The 21,359-nt window shown below is 45.3% G+C and carries 18 protein-coding genes; 7 read left to right on the top strand and 11 right to left on the bottom strand.

Translation table 11 applies throughout. From position 1 onward, the window contains the following. Positions 1 to 32: 32 nt before the first annotated feature. From ribA to FS373_RS06655, 6 genes are all read right to left on the bottom strand, one after another. A complete protein-coding gene (gene ribA / locus FS373_RS06680) occupies positions 33 to 650 on the bottom strand; it encodes a GTP cyclohydrolase II (RefSeq protein WP_144047225.1) in 618 nt (205 codons plus the stop codon). A 342-nt stretch (positions 651 to 992) separates the two neighbouring features. Continuing rightward, positions 993 to 1,349 carry a YibL family ribosome-associated protein gene (locus FS373_RS06675; RefSeq protein WP_144047226.1) on the bottom strand — a complete coding sequence of 119 codons (357 nt, stop codon included), beginning with the start codon at positions 1,347 to 1,349 and terminating at the stop codon, positions 993 to 995. Between the two features lie 113 nt (positions 1,350 to 1,462). Further along, complete coding sequence (gene nrdG / locus FS373_RS06670; RefSeq protein ID WP_144047227.1) at positions 1,463 to 1,936, bottom strand: anaerobic ribonucleoside-triphosphate reductase-activating protein; 474 nt, start codon at positions 1,934 to 1,936, stop codon at positions 1,463 to 1,465. Positions 1,937 to 2,030: 94 nt separating this feature from the next. Beyond that, on the bottom strand, positions 2,031 to 4,148 hold the full coding sequence (gene nrdD, locus FS373_RS06665; RefSeq protein ID WP_144047228.1) for an anaerobic ribonucleoside-triphosphate reductase: 2,118 nt from the start codon (positions 4,146 to 4,148) through the stop codon (positions 2,031 to 2,033). A gap of 302 nt (positions 4,149 to 4,450) precedes the next feature. Beyond that, positions 4,451 to 5,197 carry a hypothetical protein gene (locus FS373_RS06660; protein WP_144047229.1) on the bottom strand — a complete coding sequence of 249 codons (747 nt, stop codon included), beginning with the start codon at positions 5,195 to 5,197 and terminating at the stop codon, positions 4,451 to 4,453. 116 nt (positions 5,198 to 5,313) lie between these two features. Next, positions 5,314 to 5,760 carry a MarR family winged helix-turn-helix transcriptional regulator gene (locus FS373_RS06655; RefSeq protein ID WP_144049040.1) on the bottom strand — a complete coding sequence of 149 codons (447 nt, stop codon included), beginning with the start codon at positions 5,758 to 5,760 and terminating at the stop codon, positions 5,314 to 5,316. 225 nt (positions 5,761 to 5,985) lie between these two features. Here FS373_RS06655 and FS373_RS06650 point away from each other — a divergent pair, with 225 nt between their 5' ends. After that, entirely contained in the window at positions 5,986 to 6,984 is a 999-nt protein-coding gene (locus tag FS373_RS06650) for an NADP-dependent oxidoreductase (protein WP_152828984.1), read from the top strand. A 158-nt stretch (positions 6,985 to 7,142) separates the two neighbouring features. Here the strand turns inward: FS373_RS06650 and rssA are convergent, their stop codons facing one another. Together rssA and FS373_RS06640 are read right to left on the bottom strand one after the other, a co-directional pair. After that, positions 7,143 to 8,078, bottom strand: coding sequence for a patatin-like phospholipase RssA (rssA, locus tag FS373_RS06645; RefSeq protein WP_144047231.1), 936 nt, complete (start codon positions 8,076 to 8,078; stop codon positions 7,143 to 7,145). Between the two features lie 151 nt (positions 8,079 to 8,229). Then, positions 8,230 to 9,327 carry an OmpA family protein gene (locus tag FS373_RS06640; RefSeq protein WP_152828983.1) on the bottom strand — a complete coding sequence of 366 codons (1,098 nt, stop codon included), beginning with the start codon at positions 9,325 to 9,327 and terminating at the stop codon, positions 8,230 to 8,232. Positions 9,328 to 9,655: 328 nt separating this feature from the next. Between FS373_RS06640 and FS373_RS06635 the strand changes: the two genes are divergently transcribed. The 3 genes from FS373_RS06635 (at position 9,656) to FS373_RS06625 (ending at position 12,333) form a co-directional block, all read left to right on the top strand. Further along, positions 9,656 to 10,993: a DEAD/DEAH box helicase gene (locus FS373_RS06635; protein WP_144047233.1), complete on the top strand. Its 1,338-nt coding sequence runs from the start codon at positions 9,656 to 9,658 to the stop codon at positions 10,991 to 10,993. 282 nt (positions 10,994 to 11,275) lie between these two features. Next, a complete protein-coding gene (locus FS373_RS06630; protein WP_144047234.1) occupies positions 11,276 to 11,734 on the top strand; it encodes a DUF3010 family protein in 459 nt (152 codons plus the stop codon). 89 nt (positions 11,735 to 11,823) lie between these two features. After that, the gene (locus FS373_RS06625; RefSeq protein WP_144047235.1) at positions 11,824 to 12,333 is read left to right on the top strand and encodes a M48 family metallopeptidase; all 510 of its coding nucleotides are present in this window, start codon (positions 11,824 to 11,826) and stop codon (positions 12,331 to 12,333) included. A gap of 91 nt (positions 12,334 to 12,424) precedes the next feature. On the opposite strand, the gene FS373_RS06620 is transcribed toward FS373_RS06625, so the two are convergent. The 3 genes from FS373_RS06620 to FS373_RS06610 form a co-directional block, all read right to left on the bottom strand. Then, positions 12,425 to 13,741, bottom strand: coding sequence for a peptidoglycan DD-metalloendopeptidase family protein (locus FS373_RS06620; protein ID WP_416221744.1), 1,317 nt, complete (start codon positions 13,739 to 13,741; stop codon positions 12,425 to 12,427). A 325-nt stretch (positions 13,742 to 14,066) separates the two neighbouring features. Next, positions 14,067 to 17,123 (bottom strand): SbcC/MukB-like Walker B domain-containing protein, encoded by a 3,057-nt coding sequence (locus FS373_RS06615; RefSeq protein WP_144047236.1) that lies wholly within the window; start codon positions 17,121 to 17,123, stop codon positions 14,067 to 14,069. Continuing rightward, entirely contained in the window at positions 17,120 to 18,265 is a 1,146-nt protein-coding gene (locus FS373_RS06610) for an exonuclease SbcCD subunit D (protein WP_144047237.1), read from the bottom strand. Before FS373_RS06610 ends, FS373_RS06615 begins: the two co-directional genes overlap by 4 nt. A 291-nt stretch (positions 18,266 to 18,556) precedes the next feature. Here FS373_RS06610 and FS373_RS06605 point away from each other — a divergent pair, with 291 nt between their 5' ends. The 3 genes from FS373_RS06605 to FS373_RS06595 are packed head-to-tail and all read left to right on the top strand — an operon-like array spanning position 18,557 to position 21,153. Continuing rightward, on the top strand, positions 18,557 to 19,096 hold the full coding sequence (locus FS373_RS06605; protein ID WP_144047238.1) for a PepSY domain-containing protein: 540 nt from the start codon (positions 18,557 to 18,559) through the stop codon (positions 19,094 to 19,096). A gap of 46 nt (positions 19,097 to 19,142) precedes the next feature. Then, entirely contained in the window at positions 19,143 to 19,826 is a 684-nt protein-coding gene (locus FS373_RS06600; protein WP_144047239.1) for a response regulator transcription factor, read from the top strand. Continuing rightward, a complete protein-coding gene (locus tag FS373_RS06595) occupies positions 19,762 to 21,153 on the top strand; it encodes a HAMP domain-containing sensor histidine kinase (protein WP_144047240.1) in 1,392 nt (463 codons plus the stop codon). The genes FS373_RS06600 and FS373_RS06595 overlap by 65 nt, the downstream gene beginning before the upstream one ends. Positions 21,154 to 21,359 lie beyond the last annotated feature (206 nt).

The raw sequence follows: 21,359 nt of genomic DNA, 5'->3' as shown, positions 1-21,359 counted from the left end.
GCGACAGAATGAAGGAAAATCTACAACTGACGTTATTCTTTGCCTTCATCAGCAAAATGATATTCAGACATCAGATGGCCAAGTTCCGTTGACTTGGTCTTCAAATAGGACTCGTTATAGCGATTCTTGCCCACTTGTAGCGGAATACGCTCGACGACCTCTATGCCTAACTCTTTCATCGCTTTTACTTTGCGAGGATTGTTAGTCATTAATCTGACTTTCTGGACGCCAATCTTCTCCATCATGGGCAAGATCATATCGTACTTACGCATATCGGCGGCGAAACCCAGTTTTTCATTGGCTTCGACGGTATTGGCACCCTGATCTTGTAGCTCATAAGCTCTGATCTTATTGAGCAGACCTATGCCACGCCCCTCTTGACGAAGGTAAAGGAGAAAACCTTGACCCGCATCGGCAATATTTTGCATCGCAGTCTGCAGCTGAAAGCCACAATCACAGCGTAGGCTGAATAGAGCATCACCCGTTAAGCATTCTGAATGAATACGTCCAAGGATCGGGCTCTGGCTGTCCAGTTCGCCCAATGTCAGCGCAACATGCTCTTTTCCAGTCTCTGTATCTTCAAAACCGTGCATAGCAAATACGCCCCAAGGCGTCGGGAGTTTTGAAGAAGCGATATACTTGATCGACATGAAATAACCTTAAAGACTCTCTTTCCCTGAGATGACTATAAATCAGAAAAAACAACGAGAATGACCTATGTCTAAAAACGACGGTTTTATAACCCACCCTTCCACTCTATCTTGCAGTGAAGGGAGGAATATTATCTGGTTTTACCAGTAAGTGAAATACCCTAGCATTTTAATCGGCTATTGATTCACCTAATACTAGCATTCCTCTCTCTTCAGATAGGAATGATACGCCTAATACTAGCACTCCACCTACATTAGGTAGGAATGATACGCCTGACGACGATAGAAAAACATGATATCGCTCACTAAAGAATAACCGTCTAACCGGAATAAATTAGATAATTAAAACTCTTTTGGTGCGAAGCCTGTGACCACCTTGATACCCATTTCACGCCCGAGTGCCGTCATAGGATGAACCACGACCAGCCCTTTTACGGATTTCTTAAGTTTACCCATGTCAGCCTGCTCAGCTTTCGTCAGAGGACGCTTGAATTTTAAGCTAACTACTGAGCCGCCTTGCTTACTCAACTCACGGGTCTGTTGAGTCTTAGCGCTGGCAATACGCTTATTCACTGCGTTTATTTCCTGTCTAAATTGCAACATGATGCCTTTATCTCCGCGCTTTTCTGCAGCGGCTAATTTACGACGAAACTGTTCTAGCTTGTCGTTAAGTCCATGAAGCTCTTCTTTTAAATTCATGCTCGTGCCTTAAAAATATTCTGTAAAATGCAAAAACAGCCTCAATGCGCGGCTGTTTTTTAAATGATTTGAAACCTATGGCCGCCATTATAACAGTAACTGAATGAATACAGTTATCGCTTTTCTACCAGATTGTGAATTACCTGATTGCTGCTACCACGAAAAACCAGACTGACATCTGCATTCTCCTGCTCAAACTTGCCATCCACCAGCACATCGACATAATCTAGCACCCTCTTTTGCTCGGCGGATAACTCTGCTAACTTGTATCCGGTCCACAACCAAATATCTTTACCGGGACACTCACTTTTAACTCGCTTAACCAGGGCGAGTATCTCTGAGATGTTCTCAGGGTAGAGAGGATCTCCACCTGAGAGTGATAAGCCTCTGCGCTTAATCCGGCTATCTTTCAGATCGTTAATGACTCGCTGCTGCATCTGTAAGTCAAATCGATGCCCATGATCGGGGTTCCATGTGCTTTGATTATAGCAGCCACGGCATTGATGCTCACAGCCGGTGACAAATAGAGTCGCCCTCGTTCCAGGGCCATTGATAACATCTACAGGATAATATTGATGGTAGTTCATAGCACAATTCCAACCTGCCGAGTAAATAGAGAAGGCGCTACTGACTCTGTAACACCTTGCTTTTTATTACATATAAATAAGCGAAGCAGATTTATTAAAGGTGCTTTACCCGGCGCTTCACTTCTTCTTGCTTACCAAAGTTGAAGGGCCTCGCATCGGGACTGCCTAAGTAGCCACAGACTCTACGAGTCACAGAGACCCGACTCGGTTCATGATTACCACACTTAGGGCAGGTGAAGCCCTTGCTGGTACATTCAAACTCGCCAGTAAAGCCACAGTCATAACACTCATCGATAGGCGTATTGGTACCGTAATATGGCACTCGGCTATAACTGTAATCCCACACATCTTCCAATGCCTCGAGATTATTCTGCATATTCGGATATTCGCCGTAACAGATGAAACCGCCATTAGTTAATGCAGGGTAAGGCTGCTCAAAATCCAACTTGTCGTATGGATTAACTTGCTTTTCAACATCGAGATGAAAGCTATTGGTGTAATAGCCCTTCTGCGTCACTCCTTCGATCACGCCAAAGACCTGAGTGTCGAGCTTACAGAAACGGCTGCAGAGGTTTTCACTAGGTGTGCTGTAGAGACTGAAGGCATAGCTGGTCTCCTCTCGCCACTTGTTGGTCGCTGCTTTCATATACTCGATGACTTCAATGGCTTTTTGACGCAAGGTTTCACAATCATAAACATGCTTATCTGTGCCGTAGAGGGCATTGATCGTCTCATGTAATCCGATATAGCCCAGAGAAATCGAGGCGCGACCATTTTTGAAGATACTTGAGATATCATCATCGGCTCTAAGCCTGACTCCACAAGCCCCTTCCATATACAGGATTGGCGCCACACGCGCTTTCACGCCTTCTAAACGCTCAATTCTGGTATCCAGAGCCTTACGGGCGATGGCGAGACGCAGATCTAAGATGCGATAAAATTCCGCTTCATCGCCTTTGGCTTCCAGCGCAATCCTTGGTAGGTTCAGACTCACCACACCTAAGTTATTACGACCTTCGTGGATCAGCTCACCATCTTCTTCATAGGTCCCAAGGAAGCTGCGGCACCCCATAGGAGTCTTAAAAGAGCCGGTCACTTTCTCTACTTGCTCATAGTTGAGGATATCCGGATACATGCGGGTCGTGGCGCATTTAAGCGCAAGTTGCTTGATATCATAGTTACAGTCACCCGCCTTGTGATTAATACCATCGCGAATGGCAAAGACTAGCTTAGGGAATACTGCCGTCTTACGATTCTTACCCAGACCCGCAATACGAACCTTCATCATAGATGACTGAATGAGGCGAGACTCCCAGGAGGTGCCTAAACCGAAACCAAAGGTGACAAAGGGTGTCTGTCCATTGGCCGTATGTAAGGTATTGACCTCATACTCAAGAGACTGGAACGCATCATGGCACTCTTTTGTAGTCTGCGCGGTAGCGAAGGCTTTCGCATCTGTGATCCCCCAGTCCAACGCCAGCTGATACTGCTTGTCGTAACTCTTAGCAACAAAAGGAGCCAGGACTTCATCGATACGATTAATCGTGGTACCACCATAGATATGACTGGCTACCTGGGCGATGATCTGCGCCGTCACGGCCGTTGCTGTAGAGATAGATTTAGGCGTCTCAATCTCGGCGTTACCCATCTTGAAGCCCTTAGTCAACATGCCACTGAGATCGATCAGCATGCAGTTAAACATGGGGAAGAAAGGCGCATAATCGAGATCGTGATAATGGATCTCACCGGACTCATGAGCGGCAACCACATCTTTGGGTAAAATATGTCGGGTAGCATAATGTTTAGCCACGATACCCGCTAACAAGTCGCGCTGAGTCGGGATCACTTTAGCGTCTTTATTGGCATTTTCATTCATCAGAGCCGCATTGGTCTGATCGACTAAACCGCGGATCTCCTGGTTCAATCGACTGCTTGTTTCACGGTGCAGATCTCTATCATGACGATACTCGATATAGACGCGAGCGAGGGACTTATAAGGGCCTTCCATCAAGTGATTCTCGACCAAGTCCTGTAGCTCGTGAATATCTATCTCAGCATGTTCTGCCACACATTTAGCGACAGAGGAGGCAACACTCACGGCGTAACTCTTGTCTTCAATACCTGCCGAGTTCGCTGCAGCCACCACAGCGTCTCTAATCCTTGTTTCGTCAAAAGGCGTGCGGTAACCATCCCGCTTAATAACCACTGGCATTGTTCAATCTCTCCTCAAGTGACGTCGAAATAACACCATATATAGTGCTAAATTAACCGTGGAACACAATATGCTGTGTATTAAGCTACAAAGTCATAGAAAGAACATTGATCGAGATCATGATTTTGGGGATAGGTTTTAACAAGAAATTATTCCTGCCAACAAGACCACTTATTGATAAGAGTGGCCTTGACCTTAGGAATGAAGCAAGCTAGATGGACTGGCAGATAGAACAAATGAGAAAACGAAACAAAAGTATTCGAAAAAGTGGATAACACTGAAAAACTTACATGGTAAGAGTACTAAAATCTGCCGAGACTCAGGTAACTATTTACCATGCCGACCGCTTGTTGATTTTCTCCCATGGAGGATGCAAGCTGCATCACAGATTTAAGCCCCTGCCACTGCTCACGATCGCTCGATGACATCTGGGTATCACTCTTAAGATAAATATTCAATTGAGCCGATACCCGAGTCGCTTGCTGACCCACCTCTTTACTCTGTGCATTATCCATTTGATTAAGCACGCTCTCGGCATCATCGAGTAGGCTAATCAGGACACCTGTCATACCTTGGGTGTCGCCATTGGCGGTTAACTCTTCACGCTTATCTTGAATAAATGCTTTAAAATCATCGGGCTGACCTTGAACTTTTGGTAAGTCGAAGCCGCCTTCTGACAGACGATTCAGCTGGGTATCTGACAAGATCCCGTCTTGATGCAAGCGTTGGATAAGTTTTGGCAGATCGGCAGCAGAGAAGTCCCCCTTAGAGAAAAAGTCTTTCGCCATGGCTTCAATTTTTTGTGCCCTGGCAGCCCTAGGTGACAGAGACACCGATTCGTCTTTAATCCCATCCCTATTGAGCCCAGTCGCCGCCTCTTTCGATTGACTCAGGCTGACCTTATCACTGCTCGAGCCAGCTTCAGTCTGATGACTGTTAACACCATAACTGTCGGCCAGGCTGGTACTCTTCGCCCCGGCAGAATTGGCATTACCTCCGGCGATAGTCCCTGAGTTAATTTGGCTGGCAAGGCTAGTGATTGGATTCATTGTCAAAATACCGACATAAAAAAGAAATATGCAACTATTAAGCAGGAAACATGCCGTAAAATAAATTAAATGACAAATAATGAAGAGAAAACCATAAACATGCTGAATCTATCTCATTATTTCCTATTTAAGTCTTGAGTTAAGGTCATGCACATCTTCCTCAGAGACTCTATTTCAGGCTCAGAGAGGGTGACTTTATCGAGCAAGACTTGCTTGAGTGCTAATGCCTCTTGTTTCAACGAGAGCCCCTCATGAGTGGTTCTGATGACCTTCTTGCGCTCATCCTCGGCGTCGATGGCACGGATCAACAAGTCTTTGTTCTCTAACCGCTTGACTATGGGCGTCAAGGTGCCTAAATCCAGACGTGTCGCCTGAGACAGGTGAGTCAAACTGACACCATCATTTAACCAGAGCGCCTGCATCACCAGGTATTGTGGATAGGTTAAGCCACATTCATCCAGTAAGGGACGATAGGCACGCACTAGGGCATTACCTGCGGTATACAGGGCAAAACAGACGTTGTCCGACAGGCAACTGCTTGCTTGTGTATCGTTTGTGTTCATTTTTAAATGAAGATTATCGGTCACTATTCATACCTTAGGCGTTATTCAGCATTTTGCTTGATTAAGTTTACAAGATCGCTGGCAGTCATTGTACCCGCATCTACACTCTATATTTTAACGAATCTACACATTGAACTTTTAATTTGCGCGCAAACTAGTTGCGCGGTAAAAAGTTTAAGTGTAGAGTTTACCACAATTAATTAGCGCGCAAAGCAAAGAGGTTTTATGAACGCCAATCAGATCCTATTAGACTCTCGCCCAGAGGGTATGCCTACAGCAGATAATTTCAAACAGACATCGGTGGAGTTGCCGACTATCACCAACGGTGAATTTCTGGTTAAAAACCTGTGGATGTCGGTAGACCCTTATATGCGTGGTCGCATGATCGATAGAGAGAGCTATATTACACCATTTCAGATAGGCCAGGTACTGGAAGGCGGTTCGATAGGCGAAGTGATAGAGTCCAACAATCCCGAGTTCCCAATCGGCAGCAAAGTCAGTGCCATGCACGGCTGGCGTAGTCATTATGTCACCGATGGCAGCGATCATACTAGGCTCCCAAATACCCCAATGAGTGAATCTCACTTCCTCGGTGTCTTAGGTATGCCAGGCATGACGGCATGGACAGGCTTGACCCGAATCGCCGCCTTAAAAGAGGGAGACACCCTATTTGTTTCTGGTGCAGCGGGTGCAGTAGGCAGCGTCGTGTGCCAGCTCGGTATATTAATGGGAGCCAAGGTGGTGGCTTCCGTTGGTAGCGACGAGAAGGCCGCTCATCTGCGCGACTTAGGCGTCGATGCTGTGATTAACTACAAGACGACAAAGGATCTTAGCACTGCACTGAAACAGGCTACCCCCCATGGCATAGATGTCTATTTTGAAAATGTCGGTGGCGAACATCTCACCGCCGCACTGAACAACATGAATGACCACGGCAGAATCGCCGTGTGCGGCATGATCTCTCAATACAATGATACGACGCCGACTCCAGGCCCGAATAACCTTGCCATGATCATCATCAAGAAGCTTAAAATTGAAGGCTTCATCGTATTCGAACACTGGGATCATTACCCTGAGTTTGCCAAACAGATGGGTCAATGGTTAGCGACGGGAGCTGTCAAGGCCGAGCAGACTATCTACCAAGGACTCGAGCAGGCACCCGCAGCCTTTATCGGCTTATTCGAAGGGAAGAACCGCGGTAAGATGGTAGTAAAACTAAGCTGATAGCATTTCGCTTATTTGAGAAGATGATAAATTGAAAGGGCCCGAATAGGCCCTTTTTGTATATGGATGTACTTATCTCTGGAGGCCAGAGAAGGCCTAAAAAGAGATTAATGTCCAGCATATTAATGGTTTTCTCTTAGTACTAATCAAGTACATATTTAGTACTTGCTTAGTACTGCTTCTATCTGATGTCTGGCATGTTTAACCGCCAACTCTCCCGCCGCTATGGCTTCTCCTGCACGATGAAATTCCATGGTGCCTATATCACCGAGATCCGGGATCAGGCAGATATCCGGTGGATCGCCCATGAGTCTGGCGCGTTTATGACGCTGCTCGAGAATATCCATAGATTGTGACATCACCGCCAACATGCCAGGATCTGAGCGGCTACCCTTGGTAAATTTTTCGCTAAGGTGGCTGACATATTCCCGGCCACGAGCAAGCAGATCCATAAAGCCAGTATCTTGATGCTCCTGTGCTCTGACACTCTCCTCAAGTGATGGCTTATTACAGGTCATGTCCACAGGTAAGACCTGCATACGACCACGACGCTGACCGTTAAGATCCACCGCGATGACCACATCGACGCCCATGGCTCTGCTGACAGATACGGGAACCGGATTGACCACGGCGCCATCCACCAGCCAACGTTCACCGACTTTCACCGGCGGTAATATGCCAGGCATAGAGCAGGAAGCGCGAATGGCATGACGAAGGTCTCCTTCCCTAAACCAAATCTCCTGGCCCGAATAGAGATCGGTAGCTACGGCGATCATGGGCTTATTGAGATCTTCTATCTGTAGATCGCCGATACGGCTCTGAATCACATCGAAGACCTTATCGCCTCCGATAAGCCCCCCTTTTCGCCAAGTCAGATCCATCAGGCCTAAGACGTCCCAGCTGGAGAAGCTTCTCACCCAGTGTTCAAGTTCCTCTAGCTGTTCATTGGCATAAGCAGCACCGACAAGCGCACCGATTGAGCAGCCTGACACCTTATCGGGATAGATCCCCATCTCGGCGAGTCCATTGAGCACGCCAATATGAGCCCACCCCTTAGCCGCACCACTGCCCAGTGCAATTCCAACTGTTGCCATTCATTCTCTCCAAGCCAATTCTTCTGGATATAAAAAAGCTGATATCAAAAACGATATAAAAAAGCCGATGCATCACCATCGGCTAATATTACACACTAAACGCGCTTATCCATAATAGGATAGGCAAGCATGAAGAATAATTAACACGCTATCATAGAGCCGACTCATCGCTGTCCTGGCTCACTGTTATCTCCGGGATGGTGATATATACCCGGCGGTTATTGGCTCTGTGCGCTTCGGTCATGTTATCGATCTCGGGATGGGTCTCACCTAAAGCCTCGATGCTAATCTGTATATCTCTCACCCCTAGCTCTTTGAGGTAACTGGCGACGGACTCGGCACGTCGTTTTGATAGCTTAAGGTTATAGTCTGAAGTGCCAACAGCATCGGTGTAGCCTTGAAGCACCACAGACGAGCTTGGGTATTGATTCAAATGCTCGGCAACTTCAACCAAGATATGCGTCTGCAAAGGCACTTGACTATCGAAATCGAAATGTACCGCTTGAGTCACTGCGGCGATGACAATTGGGCTTGGTGCTATGACAACTTGCTCCACTGCAACTGGCGCAGGCTGAGTCACAGGCTTAGCCATTGACTTAGTCTGACCGAAACGATAGCTGAGCCCTAAACTGGTGAAGTGGATATTACTCCCCCCAAGCAGATCGCTGCCAACCGAGTCGAAATATTGATACTCAACACGCGCAACCCAAGACGGGGTGAACTTGTATTCCAAACCGATGCCGACCATGGGAGACCAGCCATTGTCACTGTTATATGAAAATGGGCCTGTGTTGTTACCATCCCATCTCAATGTACCCGCTTTGCCAAACAGGTCCAGGTTTTCGGTGAGTGGCAGATTGCCCTTCAATGAAAACTCCCAGCCTTTCATGGTGCCTATATACTCGTTAAACAGTCCACTCTCAGGGTAAACTGCCGACGCTTGACCAAAATCATTGTAACCGGTTTCAACGCCCCAATTGCGGTGAAATTGATAACCCGCAAACCCGCCCCAGGCAGAATCGTTGGCATCGCAATCGACAGCTTGAGCTTCGCAGGCATTTTGATAATTAACCCAGCCGCCTTTGGCACCAAGATAGAAGAAGCTGTCATCCTGTACTGTTAGGGGGTCGTTGCCTTTAACCTCGTTAGCTTGAGTCATGTCGTCTGCCATGACAAAAAATGAACTGCTTGCCAGAAGTGACAAGGCCGATATTTGAACAAGAGAGGAAGTGCGCTTCAACGAATACATTATCTAATCCTTTATCTAATCTTTTATCTGGTCCCTCTACCAGCGGACAAAGCGTTACTCAATACGTACCTTAGTATGAGAACACTAGGAGATTTTAAGCGTAAGCCATCAAAAAGACAAAGAAATTATAATCATCAAGCCAGTTTGGCCACTCATTATTTTTATCTGATGAGTAAAAGCCAAGCAAAAATAAACATTGATTACCTTGAGATATGCGCTTCGCTTCGCTTAAAGAGCATGCAAACCGATCACGATTTCGTGATGTTTATGGCCCCAGCAACTAAAGTCAGGTTATAATACGCAGTCGAATCAAACTTGGAGTACACCTTTGCAATTTACCGATTTTTCACTGGATAAACGTCTGTTAGATACGCTCGATCATATGGGCATTGAAACGCCTACAGAGATCCAGCAGCAGGCTATACCAGTAGGTCTGTCAGGAAAAGACCTGATGGCGTCATCAAAAACAGGCTCAGGTAAAACCTTAGCGTTTTTGTTACCGGCGATGCAGAGGATAATTTCGACTAGGGCATTGAGTAAAAGAGATCCTAGAGTGTTGATTTTATTGCCAACACGAGAACTTGCTAACCAGGTTTATGGCCAGCTTCGTTTGTTAGTCGCCAACACGCAATACAAGGCGATGAAGATATTGGGCGGTGAGAACTTTAACGACCAGGCAAAGTTACTCGCTCGTGACCCACACTTCGTGGTGGCGACTCCGGGTCGCTTGGCGGATCATCTCGCCCAGCACCATTTACATCTAAATGGTCTCGAACTGCTTATCTTAGATGAAGCCGACCGTATGTTAGATCTTGGTTTTGCCGAACAGCTAAAAGCGATTAACAAGGCCGCCGATCATAAACGTCGCCAAACCTTGATGTTTTCGGCCACCTTAGATCATGGTCAGATTAATGATATTGCCGCCGAATTACTTAAGTCTCCTGAGCATGTGGATGTCGGTGCAGGTAATATCGAAAACCTAGATATTACCCAACGTATCTATCTTGCGGATCACTTAGATCATAAAGAAGCCTTGCTCGACAGTATCTTAAACAATGAGACTCATAAGCAGATCATCATCTTCACCGCGACTCGTGAAGATACCGACAGATTGGCGACTAAATTAGCCGCATCCGGGCATAAGACCGCATCTCTGAGCGGTAACTTAAAGCAGAATGACCGCAATCAGATAATGGATCAATTTAGCCGCGGCCTGCAGAAAATATTAGTCACCACAGATATTGCATCACGAGGGCTAGATCTTCTCAATGTCTCTCTGGTGATTAACTTCGACATGCCAAAGTTTGCCGAAGAGTATGTCCACAGAATTGGTCGTACGGGTCGTGCCGGGGCTAAGGGTGATGCCATCTCTTTCGTCGGACCTAAAGATTGGCTCAGCTTCAAGCAAGTACAGGTATTCCTGCGTAAGACATTCAAACTCACGGTTATCGATGGTTTAGCCGCTAAATTCTCTGGTTTGAAAGATAAGCCAAAAACCAACAAGAGAACTAAGGCAACAAGCAAGAAAGCCACGGAAAACAAGGCCAAGCGTAAGGCAAAGACTAAACCTAAGAAGCAAGATAAGCGCTTCATCACAGGTATTGATGTCGGTGATGCTCCTATGCTAAGAAAGCCAAAATCAAAGCTTCAGGAAACACCAGAGTAAACTAAACAGTTATACCATTCCGAGTAAGTATCTGATAATTCAGCGGGAATTCAAAGCACTGTAGGCAAGGTGAATGTTTGAAGCTAATAGTTATTCTATATCGAGAAAATTAAACGTAGCATAAAGGGCTTTGAAACCCGCACTGCGTGAGTCTCTGAACTGAGCAGATACTTATATGGAATGGTATTAAATAGTCGCTAGATGCGTTTGGCGGCTGAGTATCAATTTACGATTATCAGCTAACGTAACATAGCGTGATCAAGAATATTTTTAAGGGTTAACATGAGAGTTTGTGGCGTAGAGTTAAAAGGCGGTGAAGCGGTAATTAGCCTGCTGAGCTATGAAGGTGAGACATTTAATATACCAGATTGTCGTCAGCAATCATTCATCATTTCACATTCGGAAGCTACCGAATCGATTCGTGATTTTCAATTCACTTTTAAGAAGCTAATGGAAGATTACCATGTCGATAAAATCGTGATCATTTCACGTGAGCAGAAAGGTAAACTGGCTGGTAGTGCCACTAGCTTCAAGGCCGAAGCCGCCATTCAGCTGCTCGACTTGCCAGTTATCTTGATTTCGCCAGTGACAGTCAAAGAGCGCCTGAAACGAAACCCACCTCAGGTAGATTTCGAAGGTCTGGGGCTTAAACGATTCCAAAAGCCTGCATTTGATGCGGCATATGCTTACCATAATCAGCATATTTTTAATGTTTGGGGTGATGACCAATCAGACAGCTAAGTTTTTATGACTTAAGCTGCTAAATAAATATGAGGGCTAAACGCCCTCTTTTTTATGCCTTTAAAAAACAACCTATATCAGATTAACTCATGGAAAATCAGCTTAAATACCTCAACGGTTACCGCCAAGAAATAAAAGATCAAGTGGCTAGCTTACTTGAAAATGGCAAACTTCAGTCTGTGCTGTTGAACCGTCATGGGGATATCCACAATATTCGCACCGACAAGGCCCTATACGATTACACCATAGCAATAAAGAACCGCTACCTGCGTAAGTCTCAGCCCCTGTCGAAAGTCCAATATGACGATAAAATATCCCTCAGTCATCAGGCATTGGGATTACACTCCTTTGTGTCCCGAGCTCAAGGCCGTAAGACTAAGGCAAAGAATGAAATTCGCATTTCATCCCGGTTAAAACGTGTCCCAGAATCTCTGCTAAGAATGGTAGTGGTGCACGAATTGGCGCACCTGAAAGAGAAAGATCACAACAAGGCTTTCTATCAACTCTGTTGTCATATGGAAGGAGATTACCATCAGTTGGAGTTTGATCTTAGGCTGCTACTGACCTTAGTCGAACACGATCAGAATCCCTATACCTAATAGACATCAAACATAGGACAAAAAAATATCAGCCATAGGCTGATATTTTTAATCATTCATCTTATTGAAAGGCGTGAATCAAATAATAAGCTTAAACCTGACCCATCATCATCTTACGTACCTTGACCAGTTGCTCGAACTCATCCATCTGCTTTTTAGACAACTTACTGGACATAGGAATATTGGCTGTCATTGGGTTCACTGGACGACCATTAACATGAAACTCATAATGAAGATGCGGGCCAGTTATGCGCCCGGTATTACCCGAGAGAGCTATTACCTGACCACGAGTAACACGTTGTCCTTTATGAACTAAGGCTTTCGACAAGTGCAGATAGCGAGTTCGGTACTTATTACCATGCTGTATCACCACATATTTACCGGCATACCTATGGTTAGTCACCAGAGTGACAATACCATCACCGGGGGCAATGACCTTAGTACCGATTGGCGTGGCGAAATCTGTACCATTATGAGGGGACGTCCGCCCTGTCACTGGGTGATGGCGATGACGATTAAAACGTGAGCTTATACGGTAGTTCTTCAGCAGCGGAATACGCTGAAATGCACGTGACAGGCTGCGGCCCTGATCATCGTAAAAATTACCATCACTATTTTGAAAGGCGGTAATGTCACTGCGGCCACGATGAATAGTAATACCTAAAATATCACTGACACCCGTTGCAGTGCCATCGATAAACTGATCGTTCATCAATACCGAGAATCGGTCACCCGCACGAAGATCTCGAGCGAAATTGAGCTTCTCTTTTAGCAGAGACTCGATGCGTTGAATCTCTCCAGCATTCAAACCTATCTTCTTGGCCGAAACATAGAAAGACCCATGGATCTCGCCAAAGACACTGCGATTACGCCAGATCCCTTCGATATTGATATCATCGACATTAAAACTGCCGTCATCGAAGCGAGTAAACACCACTTGATGTGCCGCAGAGAAATAGAGCTCTAATTTTTCAAGTTCTCCCTTGTCATCGAGCCAGAATTTTATCTGGTTACCCGGCTTTAACGTATCTAATGCCAACACATTTAAGTCGGCCTCTAATACCCGGTACATGGTTTGTTGATCCACGCTAGCCTGCATGAAGAGTCCACTCAGAGTATCGCCACTGGTGATCTTATGAATAAAATCTGGCCTTGTGATGATATTTTCTGTTTGAGTAGTAGGTTTAAGCTGAGCAATCAAGGTCTCGATATCTAAATCGATCGGAATGCGCTGGGGCATTGATTCGTTATTCGTCGGCCATAGAATGGCTGCAGCGATGATTAGTCCCCCGCCCAGCATGACTTTTTTGTTAAAATTAGACTCTTGTAAAGACAAGAGTGCCTGAATAGTCGATAGAGGTGACTTTAAAAAAGAAACCTTAAGAAATGAAAATTTACCCGTTCGCAACTTGTAGCCCCATCTAACTTATTTTGTTTTAGTACAAAAAACCGGAGCTATCCTGTCAACAAAGTGTCATCCATTCTTGGAATGAGTGATATAAGTGGTGTTATATCAAGGCATGACACACGGTTTTGTTACATTTGTATAAATTTGGCTTGTTCATCCATAGGGATAAACAATCGAGATAACTTATACCAAAATTAAGACAAAGTACAAACTGATCGACTAGAGAATTTTGAATAATTATTCTTAATGTGATTTAACTTGCATTGGAACCCTCTATTTGAACAGAACCAATGTATTAATTAACTGACTTTGAGCAAGCACTCGTTTAAGGCAGAACGATAACCGTTTCACTGCCTTGGGCTGTTTTGATGATATCGATGCGGGTGCCTATCTGCTCCTTCATCTCGGAGACATGAGAGATAACCCCTATCATGCGGCCAGAAGATTGCAGATCCATCAAGGTACGAATAGCTAAATCCAGTGAGTCTTGATCTAAGCTGCCGAAACCCTCATCGATAAACAGGGTATCGAGTTTAATCCCACCGGCATAGGCCTGTACGACTTCTGATAACCCCAGCGCCATAGAAAGCGCTGCCATAAAGCTCTCTCCGCCACTCAGGGTCGCCACGGGGCGCACCTTAGAGGTGTAAGCATCTTCCACCTCCAGCTCGAGTCCTGAGGCCTTATTGCCCTTCGCCCTCTCCTCTTTACGTATCAGTCGGTAACGCCCCTTGCTCATCATCTGTAATCTATGACTCGCCTCGAGCAGCACATCATCGAGCAGCACACTCAAGACGAAGCGCTGTAAACTTATCTTATTGCCTGTCTGTCCATTAGCCACTTCAGATAAGGTACCGATAACGGCATACTCATCCTCAAGTTTCTTGGCCTGAGAATCGGCGTCGTTTAGCTGCTTTTGAGTCTGAACCAATTGTGTGACTCTGCTCTGAATGAGTTGCCAACTATGCTCAGCCGCTTGCAGCTCTGCCTGACTCGTCGCCACCCGCTCCTCAACATCGATTAATTGAGGCCTTACTTGCCCGTCAAGCTTCTCACTGAACTGAGTTAGGGTCGTCTGATTGGCAATACAAGCCTGCTGATAGTTAGCGATTCCATCGGCTATATCTTTAAGGACTTCACTGGATAACAAAGCATGGGTCAATGCCTGCTTATCACTAAAACCTGAACTCGATAATTGGCTACTTAGCTCCGCATGAGCCTCATGACTTAACTCCCTTGCCTGAGCACTGTTCGACAGAGCACTGGCTAAAGCTGCAGACTGTGCCGCATCTTGCTCCAGTGCTTGTGTATGAGACTGGCGTATGGTGTTTATGCTTTGGTGTAGCGCCGTAACATGGGCATTAGCTTGGCGAATCGCATTTTTGAGTACATCTAGGCTACGATATTGATCAGGTATAGCGGCTGATGCTTGCTCCACTTGTCCTTTAAGACTCGATACGAGATTCTGCAGCTTTTGAAAATGCTCTCGTTCAGCATCGAGCTCCGTTTGCAGATCCCTCTCCTTCGATTGCCAGTTTTGTATTTGCTTCCTTAGCTGAATTAATTGCTGAGCGGCAGTATTGGCTTTAGTAAGCTGCTGCTGTAACTCCTGCAATTGTGACTGCAAACTTTCAATGGGTTGAGTACAGCTGTCGCCAATTCTTTGCTGAAGTTCATCTAATTGCTTCAACTGCACTTGATATTGAGTGTTTAAGCCTGAGTAATCGGCTCTAGCTTGGTTAAGGGCTTCATTTGCCAATTCTTCAATTCGCTGAGCCTGTTGCAGCTCCTCTTCAGTTGGCAGTTGCTCCTCACTTTGAGCGGGATTGGGATGTTCAACGCTACCACATACCAGACACGGCAGCCCAGGACTAAGCTGCAATGCTAAACTTGCTGCTTGCCCACGATGCCAAATCAGCTGCAGTTGTCGGTGGCTCGTTTGCGCTTCGCTAAAACGAGACTTGAGTTGTTGACCTTTCTCTTTTGCCTGTTTCAAGGCCTGTTCAGTATGACTAGATTCGATACTCGCCTTTTGCCACTGCAGATAACGCTCAATCAAGTCGTTTTGAACAGTGACAGCTTGCTGGGCATTAACCTGCTCACTAGCACCTTGCTCTAACTGAGAGATTCGTTGCTCTGCGGCATATTTTTCAGCTGCTAGAACTTCTAATACTCCCTTCTCTTTAATACCTTTTTCTTTGGCTTGATCACGTTCACCTGTTGCCTGACTGAACGATTTTTGTAGACCATCTAATCCTTGAAGCTGAGGCTCCAATTGAATTAACTTTTGCGCTTCATTCTGTGCTCGTTGCAGTTCCACATCCAACTCAGCCAATGAGTCAAACTTGGTTTTGCTTAAGGCCAGTGCCTGCTCACTGCTCTGCTTAGCAGATTGAATTCGAGCCAGGCTATCTTGAGCTTGAGCGACTTCTTTTTCACGAGACAGTGAAACATCTAACACTGGTTTTAATTGCTGCGCCTTTTGACCGCTTTCTAGCCTTGCTCTGTCTTGCTCTATCGCCTGATTTTGCTCATCTAATACTGCAGCTGACTGTTGCAATTTTTCCAGAGCATCGAAATCATTGGTCAGTAACTTGGCAGACTCAAACTGCTTATTGGCATCAATAAAGACAAGGCTCGCCTTCTCTTTACTCTCAACGGCTTGAGTTAGTTTAGGTGAAAACTCGGCAAGCTCAGCGTTTAACGCTTCATCTGACTCAAGCTCGATATTGTGTAAGATCCCATCGCGTCTGTTGCGGTGATCCCGAACCTCAGCTTTAATTGCAGAAGCCTGAAACTTGAGTTTATCTTCAATCTTACGATAAATTTGAGTCTGAAACAGCTGACTGAATATCTTCTCTCTGTCTTTAGAGTCTGCCATCAGGAGTTCGCGGAACTTACCCTGGGGCAGCACCATGACTTGACGGAACTGGTCGGCATCCAGACCTGTGAGTTGCTCAATTTCAGCGGTAGCCTCAGAGACCTTACTCGCCACCAACAGATGCTCGCTACAGTCACTATCGATACGGTAAAGCTGAGCCTCAGGTTTCTGCACCGTGTAACCATCACCATTTTTCTTGGCGCGTTGCTGTTCGGGTACACGGCGGATGCGGTATTGAATATCACTCAGGGCAAAACTAAAAGTCACCTCGGTGAGTAGACTGTCAACGGCTAAGTCGCAGCGCATCTGACTGCCTTCACGCTCATCACCTGTGGTCTTACCGTATAGAGCGAAACAGATGGCATCTAAAAGCGTGGTTTTACCCGCGCCAGTTGGTCCGTTGATCAAAAATAATGGATTGGTGCCCAGCGCCGAAAAATCGGTTTCCTGGGTCGACGCGAAGGGGCCAAAGGCCGACATCACCAGTTTTAATGGCCTCATGATGCACTCTCCACTTTGTGTAACTCATCGATTGCCGCTGTCATCGCCTGTTGCTGTGCCTCTGTCATTGGCTCTCCGGATACCTGAGAGAAGAAATCACTGAACATATCCAACTCGCCCTTCTTGATGTGATCCCGGCTAAGCTCTACTCTGCCATTATCCGCCATCAAGCCCGTGCGCTCCAAGTGCAGCACATTAGGGTATACGCTTCTCAACTTACCCATGGCATCTAAAATGGCGGTTTTATCTAACAGTCTCACCATCAGGTAATCTTCACGATTGACGTCTGTTTTTCCTTGCTCGAGTAACTCAGCCAACTCCCCTTCGATGATGCGCACATCCCTCATCGCAGCCAGTGGCAATAGCTCTACGTTAGCTTTACCTTGATTATCTAACTCGACCAAGGTGACTGATTTATTTTGATGCTGCTCACTGAAAGAGTACTTAAGCATGGAGCCGGAATACCTGACATGCTCAGCCCCCTTATACTGCGGCCCATGGAGATGACCCAGCGCCGTATAATTAAACGGAGTAAATAAACTTGGAGAGATTCTATCCGCGCCGCCTATACTCAGCGGACGCTCAGACTCAGACTCGCTGCCGCCATCGAGGAAACAGTGGCTAATCACCACTTTGGGTAAATCTTGGCTGTCATGAATATGCACTTGCTCAAGCAATTTAACCATAGCCTCTTCATGACTCGTCACTTCACACTCAAACACATGACGCACAGTGGCAGGATCGGCGTAAGGCAAGCCATAAAAAACGGCACTGCCCTGCTTGCCTTTAAGCTCTATCGCCGCAACGTTTTTGGTCAGCGGACCTATGATATACAAGCCACTATCTGTCATCTGTCTCGAGGCAAAGCCAAGACGTTCATGGCCATCATGATTACCCGCGATCATGACTACGGGTATCTTAAGTTCATTAACGAGACGATTCACCACCTCATCGAGCAGCGCCACGGCATTAGCTGGTGGAATAGATCTGTCATAGATGTCACCGGCAATAATCACGGCATCGACATCATGTTCGACGGCGAATTCAACGATCTGATTTAACACGAAGCGCTGATCTTCGAGCAGATTCTGGTTATGTAGCTGCCTGCCAATATGCCAGTCAGAAGTGTGGATAAATTTCATGCATTCTCGATTAAAATGAGGAAGATGGAGAACCTGTTTTTTGATTTAGCTATAGTAAGAAAACTATCGCCGTTTCACAAGCATGATAACCCTGTGACAATCACTTTTGCAGCTAAAGATGTGTTAGTCTTTTTTGAGTTAAGCTCATTTAACTGCTCCCCGTGATGACTAGATTCTGATGCAATAAATACCTAGTTTAAGGATTAACTTTTTGTAATGATTCATCCACGTTGGTGCAAGGGACAACACGTACAATTCAGTTCTCAACCAACAACCCACTAGGATAACAAAATGAAATATACTAAATTAATCTGTGCAGCGCTGGCCTTCACATCACTATCAGCATTTGCGGGTCGTGAAGACGATGCACTGTCCGCACTAGCATTACAACGCGCTAATTTCACTTTAGAGCAGGCGATTGAGAAGGTAAGTACAGATTACGCTAAGCACATTGTCGAATTTGAAATTGATGATCATCATAATCAAGCAACCTATGATATTGAAGCTGTCAATCTTGAAACAAAAGAAAAGCATGACATTGAATTAAGCCTTGCAGATGGTGCGGTGTTAAAACATAAAACTAAAAATAGCTTAAGTCGATTAGATAATGATGACCTGTTAGCGTTACAGGAGTTACAAGCGTCAAAATTTAACTTAGGCGCGACCATTGCCCAATTACAGCTTAAATACAGTGCTGATGTTTTTGAGTTTGAATTAGAGAACAAAAAAGGCATTACATTCTACAAATTTAAACTCATGGGCGAGCAAGGCCTTACACGTGTCATTGTAGATGTAACTACTGGCAAAGCCATTCCAGTAATGAAGCGCTAATTCAGTCAACATTTATAGGGGAGTAGCACTCCCCTAGGGAAACTTTTTGCGAATTCTTGTTATTGAAGATAACCAGACGACTCGTCAATACCTACAAAAAGCCCTTAAAGAACAGGGCTACGAGATTGATCTAGCGGATAATGGCCAAGATGGTTTATTCTTAGCGCTTGAAGGCGACTACCAATTAATCGTGCTTGACCGGATGCTACCTAAATTAGATGGCTTAACGGTATTATCGACGTTAAGAAATGCAGGCAAACAAACACCAGTACTTATTTTAAGTGCCTTAGATAGCGTCTCTGAACGTGTAAGAGGGCTGCGTGAAGGCGGTGATGATTACCTAATCAAACCTTTTGCGCTTTCTGAGTTGCTCGTGCGTATTGAGATCTTAATTCAGCGCAAAGGTACTCACAGCGAAAAGCTAACCAGCGTTTTGCACGTTGCCGATCTAAAAATGGATCTGCTTTCTCATAAGGTGTTCCGAGGGTCAACTGAAATCTCCCTGCTGCCAAAAGAGTTTAAGCTGTTACGTTATTTGATGGAGCATAGCGGACAGGTGGTATCTCGCTCGTTATTGTTTGAAGCAGTTTGGGACTATCAATTTGATCCACAAACGAATGTTATTGATGTTCATATGGCAAGATTGCGTAAAAAGGTAGAATTTGATGGTCTTACCCCTTTACTGGAAACAGTACGTGGCGTCGGTTACAGAATGGTGGAGCAGCGTTAAAACCGCCCACTCGGTGTGGCGTTTAACTCGTTTGTATACTGGCTTGTTATTATCGGTGGTGACCATCTTACTGGTAGTCTTGTATCAATTGAGCATTGGTCAAATGAACCGCCAACAAGGGTTACAAATGGCTAATATTATTGCTCAGCAAACATCACTTGCTGAGCAATTAAGTACAGAGCAGTTTATTGAACAATTTAAGCTACAGGCTCAAAGTTCACGTCAATACATTCTGAGTTATCAAATAGAGCAACAGCTCATTGGTAGACTTAGCGCCCCCCCTACGACTTTATCGCAATGCCCGAGCTTATCGCGTTTCCCGATTTGGTTAGACCAATTTGATGAGATCAGGCTGGTTTCCGGTTGTGCTCAGCCTATGGCCTCTGGAACGCTCATAGTGGCTGTCGACGATGAATCATTATATGAACTTAAAGCACAATTTATCAGTGCCTCAGCCGTTGCATTATTACTGGCCGTATTGCTCGGCATAATAACGGGCTTAGTTTTCTCAATGCGGGTGTTAAAACGCATTAACAGCTTTAATCAAGTCGCCTTACGGGTTGAATCAGGTCAATTGAACGCACGTGTCGCAGTATCGGACCATAATGATGAATATGATCATATGGCCTTACATATCAATACCATGCTCAATCAATTGCAACACTCCTTTGAAACGGTTTCCGGGATCACTGATGCGATTGCTCATGATTTACGCACGCCACTGAGCCATTTAAGGCAGCAAATTGAATCGGAGATATTAACTAAACAGCAACTGAATCACCCCAGTGAGCAGCTAGAATCTATGCTAGATAAGCTCGACGAGATATTATTTACCTTTAGTGCAATGCTTGAATTGACTAGGCTCCAGCAACAGAAAGAGAGCAACACCAAACACTTTAAAACGGTTGATTTACAGCAAGTCATTATCGATGCTGTGGATTTAGTAGAGCCGCTTGCAGAAGAGAAACAGCAAGTTGTCAGTATAGAAAGCGCTGAGCCCTTCTCTATTCAAGGTGATGCAACGCTATTGTTTCGAGCCATATATAATCTGCTAGAAAACGCCAGTAAGTACGCCGGAAATAAAGCACAAATCAGCGTTCAGTTAACACCCCGTGGTTTTACTGTTAGCGATAATGGACCTGGTATTTGTGATATCGAAAAGGAAAAAGTATTTCAGCGCTTATATCGCATTGAAAAAAGCCGTGGTGTGGCTGGTTTTGGCTTAGGCTTAACCTTAGTCAAAGCCATTATACAACTGCATAACGGGAAAATAGAGTTACTGGATAACCAACCAGGCTTAATTGTACAAGTCGAATTTTCGAACTAAAAAATACGATTACTGGTAAAGCATATCTATGAGACAATTATAAGCGAGTGATAAGAAAACAGTGCCGTAACACACAATGAGTCAAAGCTTGATAGCCCATCCCTGAACTCTCAAAGCCGCATCTACACTGTATTGGGAAACGGAATTCCTAGCTTTTAGTGTTCACCATAAAAGGCACTACATCAACTCATATCTTCCCCCTATTC

The sequence above is a fragment of the Shewanella sp. YLB-07 genome, from assembly GCF_009377275.1.
The sequence above is the reverse complement of the archived record's forward strand: the minus strand, read 5'-3'. Positions and strand labels throughout refer to the sequence as shown.

Coding starts and splice junctions, on each gene's coding strand:
- ribA (WP_144047225.1), bottom strand. CDS start 650: ATGTCGATCAAGTATATCGCTTCTTCAAAACTCCCGACGCCTTGGGGC.
- FS373_RS06675 (WP_144047226.1), bottom strand. CDS start 1,349: ATGAATTTAAAAGAAGAGCTTCATGGACTTAACGACAAGCTAGAACAG.
- nrdG (WP_144047227.1), bottom strand. CDS start 1,936: ATGAACTACCATCAATATTATCCTGTAGATGTTATCAATGGCCCTGGA.
- nrdD (WP_144047228.1), bottom strand. CDS start 4,148: ATGCCAGTGGTTATTAAGCGGGATGGTTACCGCACGCCTTTTGACGAA.
- FS373_RS06660 (WP_144047229.1), bottom strand. CDS start 5,197: ATGAATCCAATCACTAGCCTTGCCAGCCAAATTAACTCAGGGACTATC.
- FS373_RS06655 (WP_144049040.1), bottom strand. CDS start 5,760: ATGAACACAAACGATACACAAGCAAGCAGTTGCCTGTCGGACAACGTC.
- FS373_RS06650 (WP_152828984.1), top strand. CDS start 5,986: ATGAACGCCAATCAGATCCTATTAGACTCTCGCCCAGAGGGTATGCCT.
- rssA (WP_144047231.1), bottom strand. CDS start 8,078: ATGGCAACAGTTGGAATTGCACTGGGCAGTGGTGCGGCTAAGGGGTGG.
- FS373_RS06640 (WP_152828983.1), bottom strand. CDS start 9,327: ATGTATTCGTTGAAGCGCACTTCCTCTCTTGTTCAAATATCGGCCTTG.
- FS373_RS06630 (WP_144047234.1), top strand. CDS start 11,276: ATGAGAGTTTGTGGCGTAGAGTTAAAAGGCGGTGAAGCGGTAATTAGC.
- FS373_RS06625 (WP_144047235.1), top strand. CDS start 11,824: ATGGAAAATCAGCTTAAATACCTCAACGGTTACCGCCAAGAAATAAAA.
- FS373_RS06615 (WP_144047236.1), bottom strand. CDS start 17,123: ATGAGGCCATTAAAACTGGTGATGTCGGCCTTTGGCCCCTTCGCGTCG.
- FS373_RS06610 (WP_144047237.1), bottom strand. CDS start 18,265: ATGAAATTTATCCACACTTCTGACTGGCATATTGGCAGGCAGCTACAT.
- FS373_RS06605 (WP_144047238.1), top strand. CDS start 18,557: ATGAAATATACTAAATTAATCTGTGCAGCGCTGGCCTTCACATCACTA.
- FS373_RS06595 (WP_144047240.1), top strand. CDS start 19,762: ATGGTCTTACCCCTTTACTGGAAACAGTACGTGGCGTCGGTTACAGAA.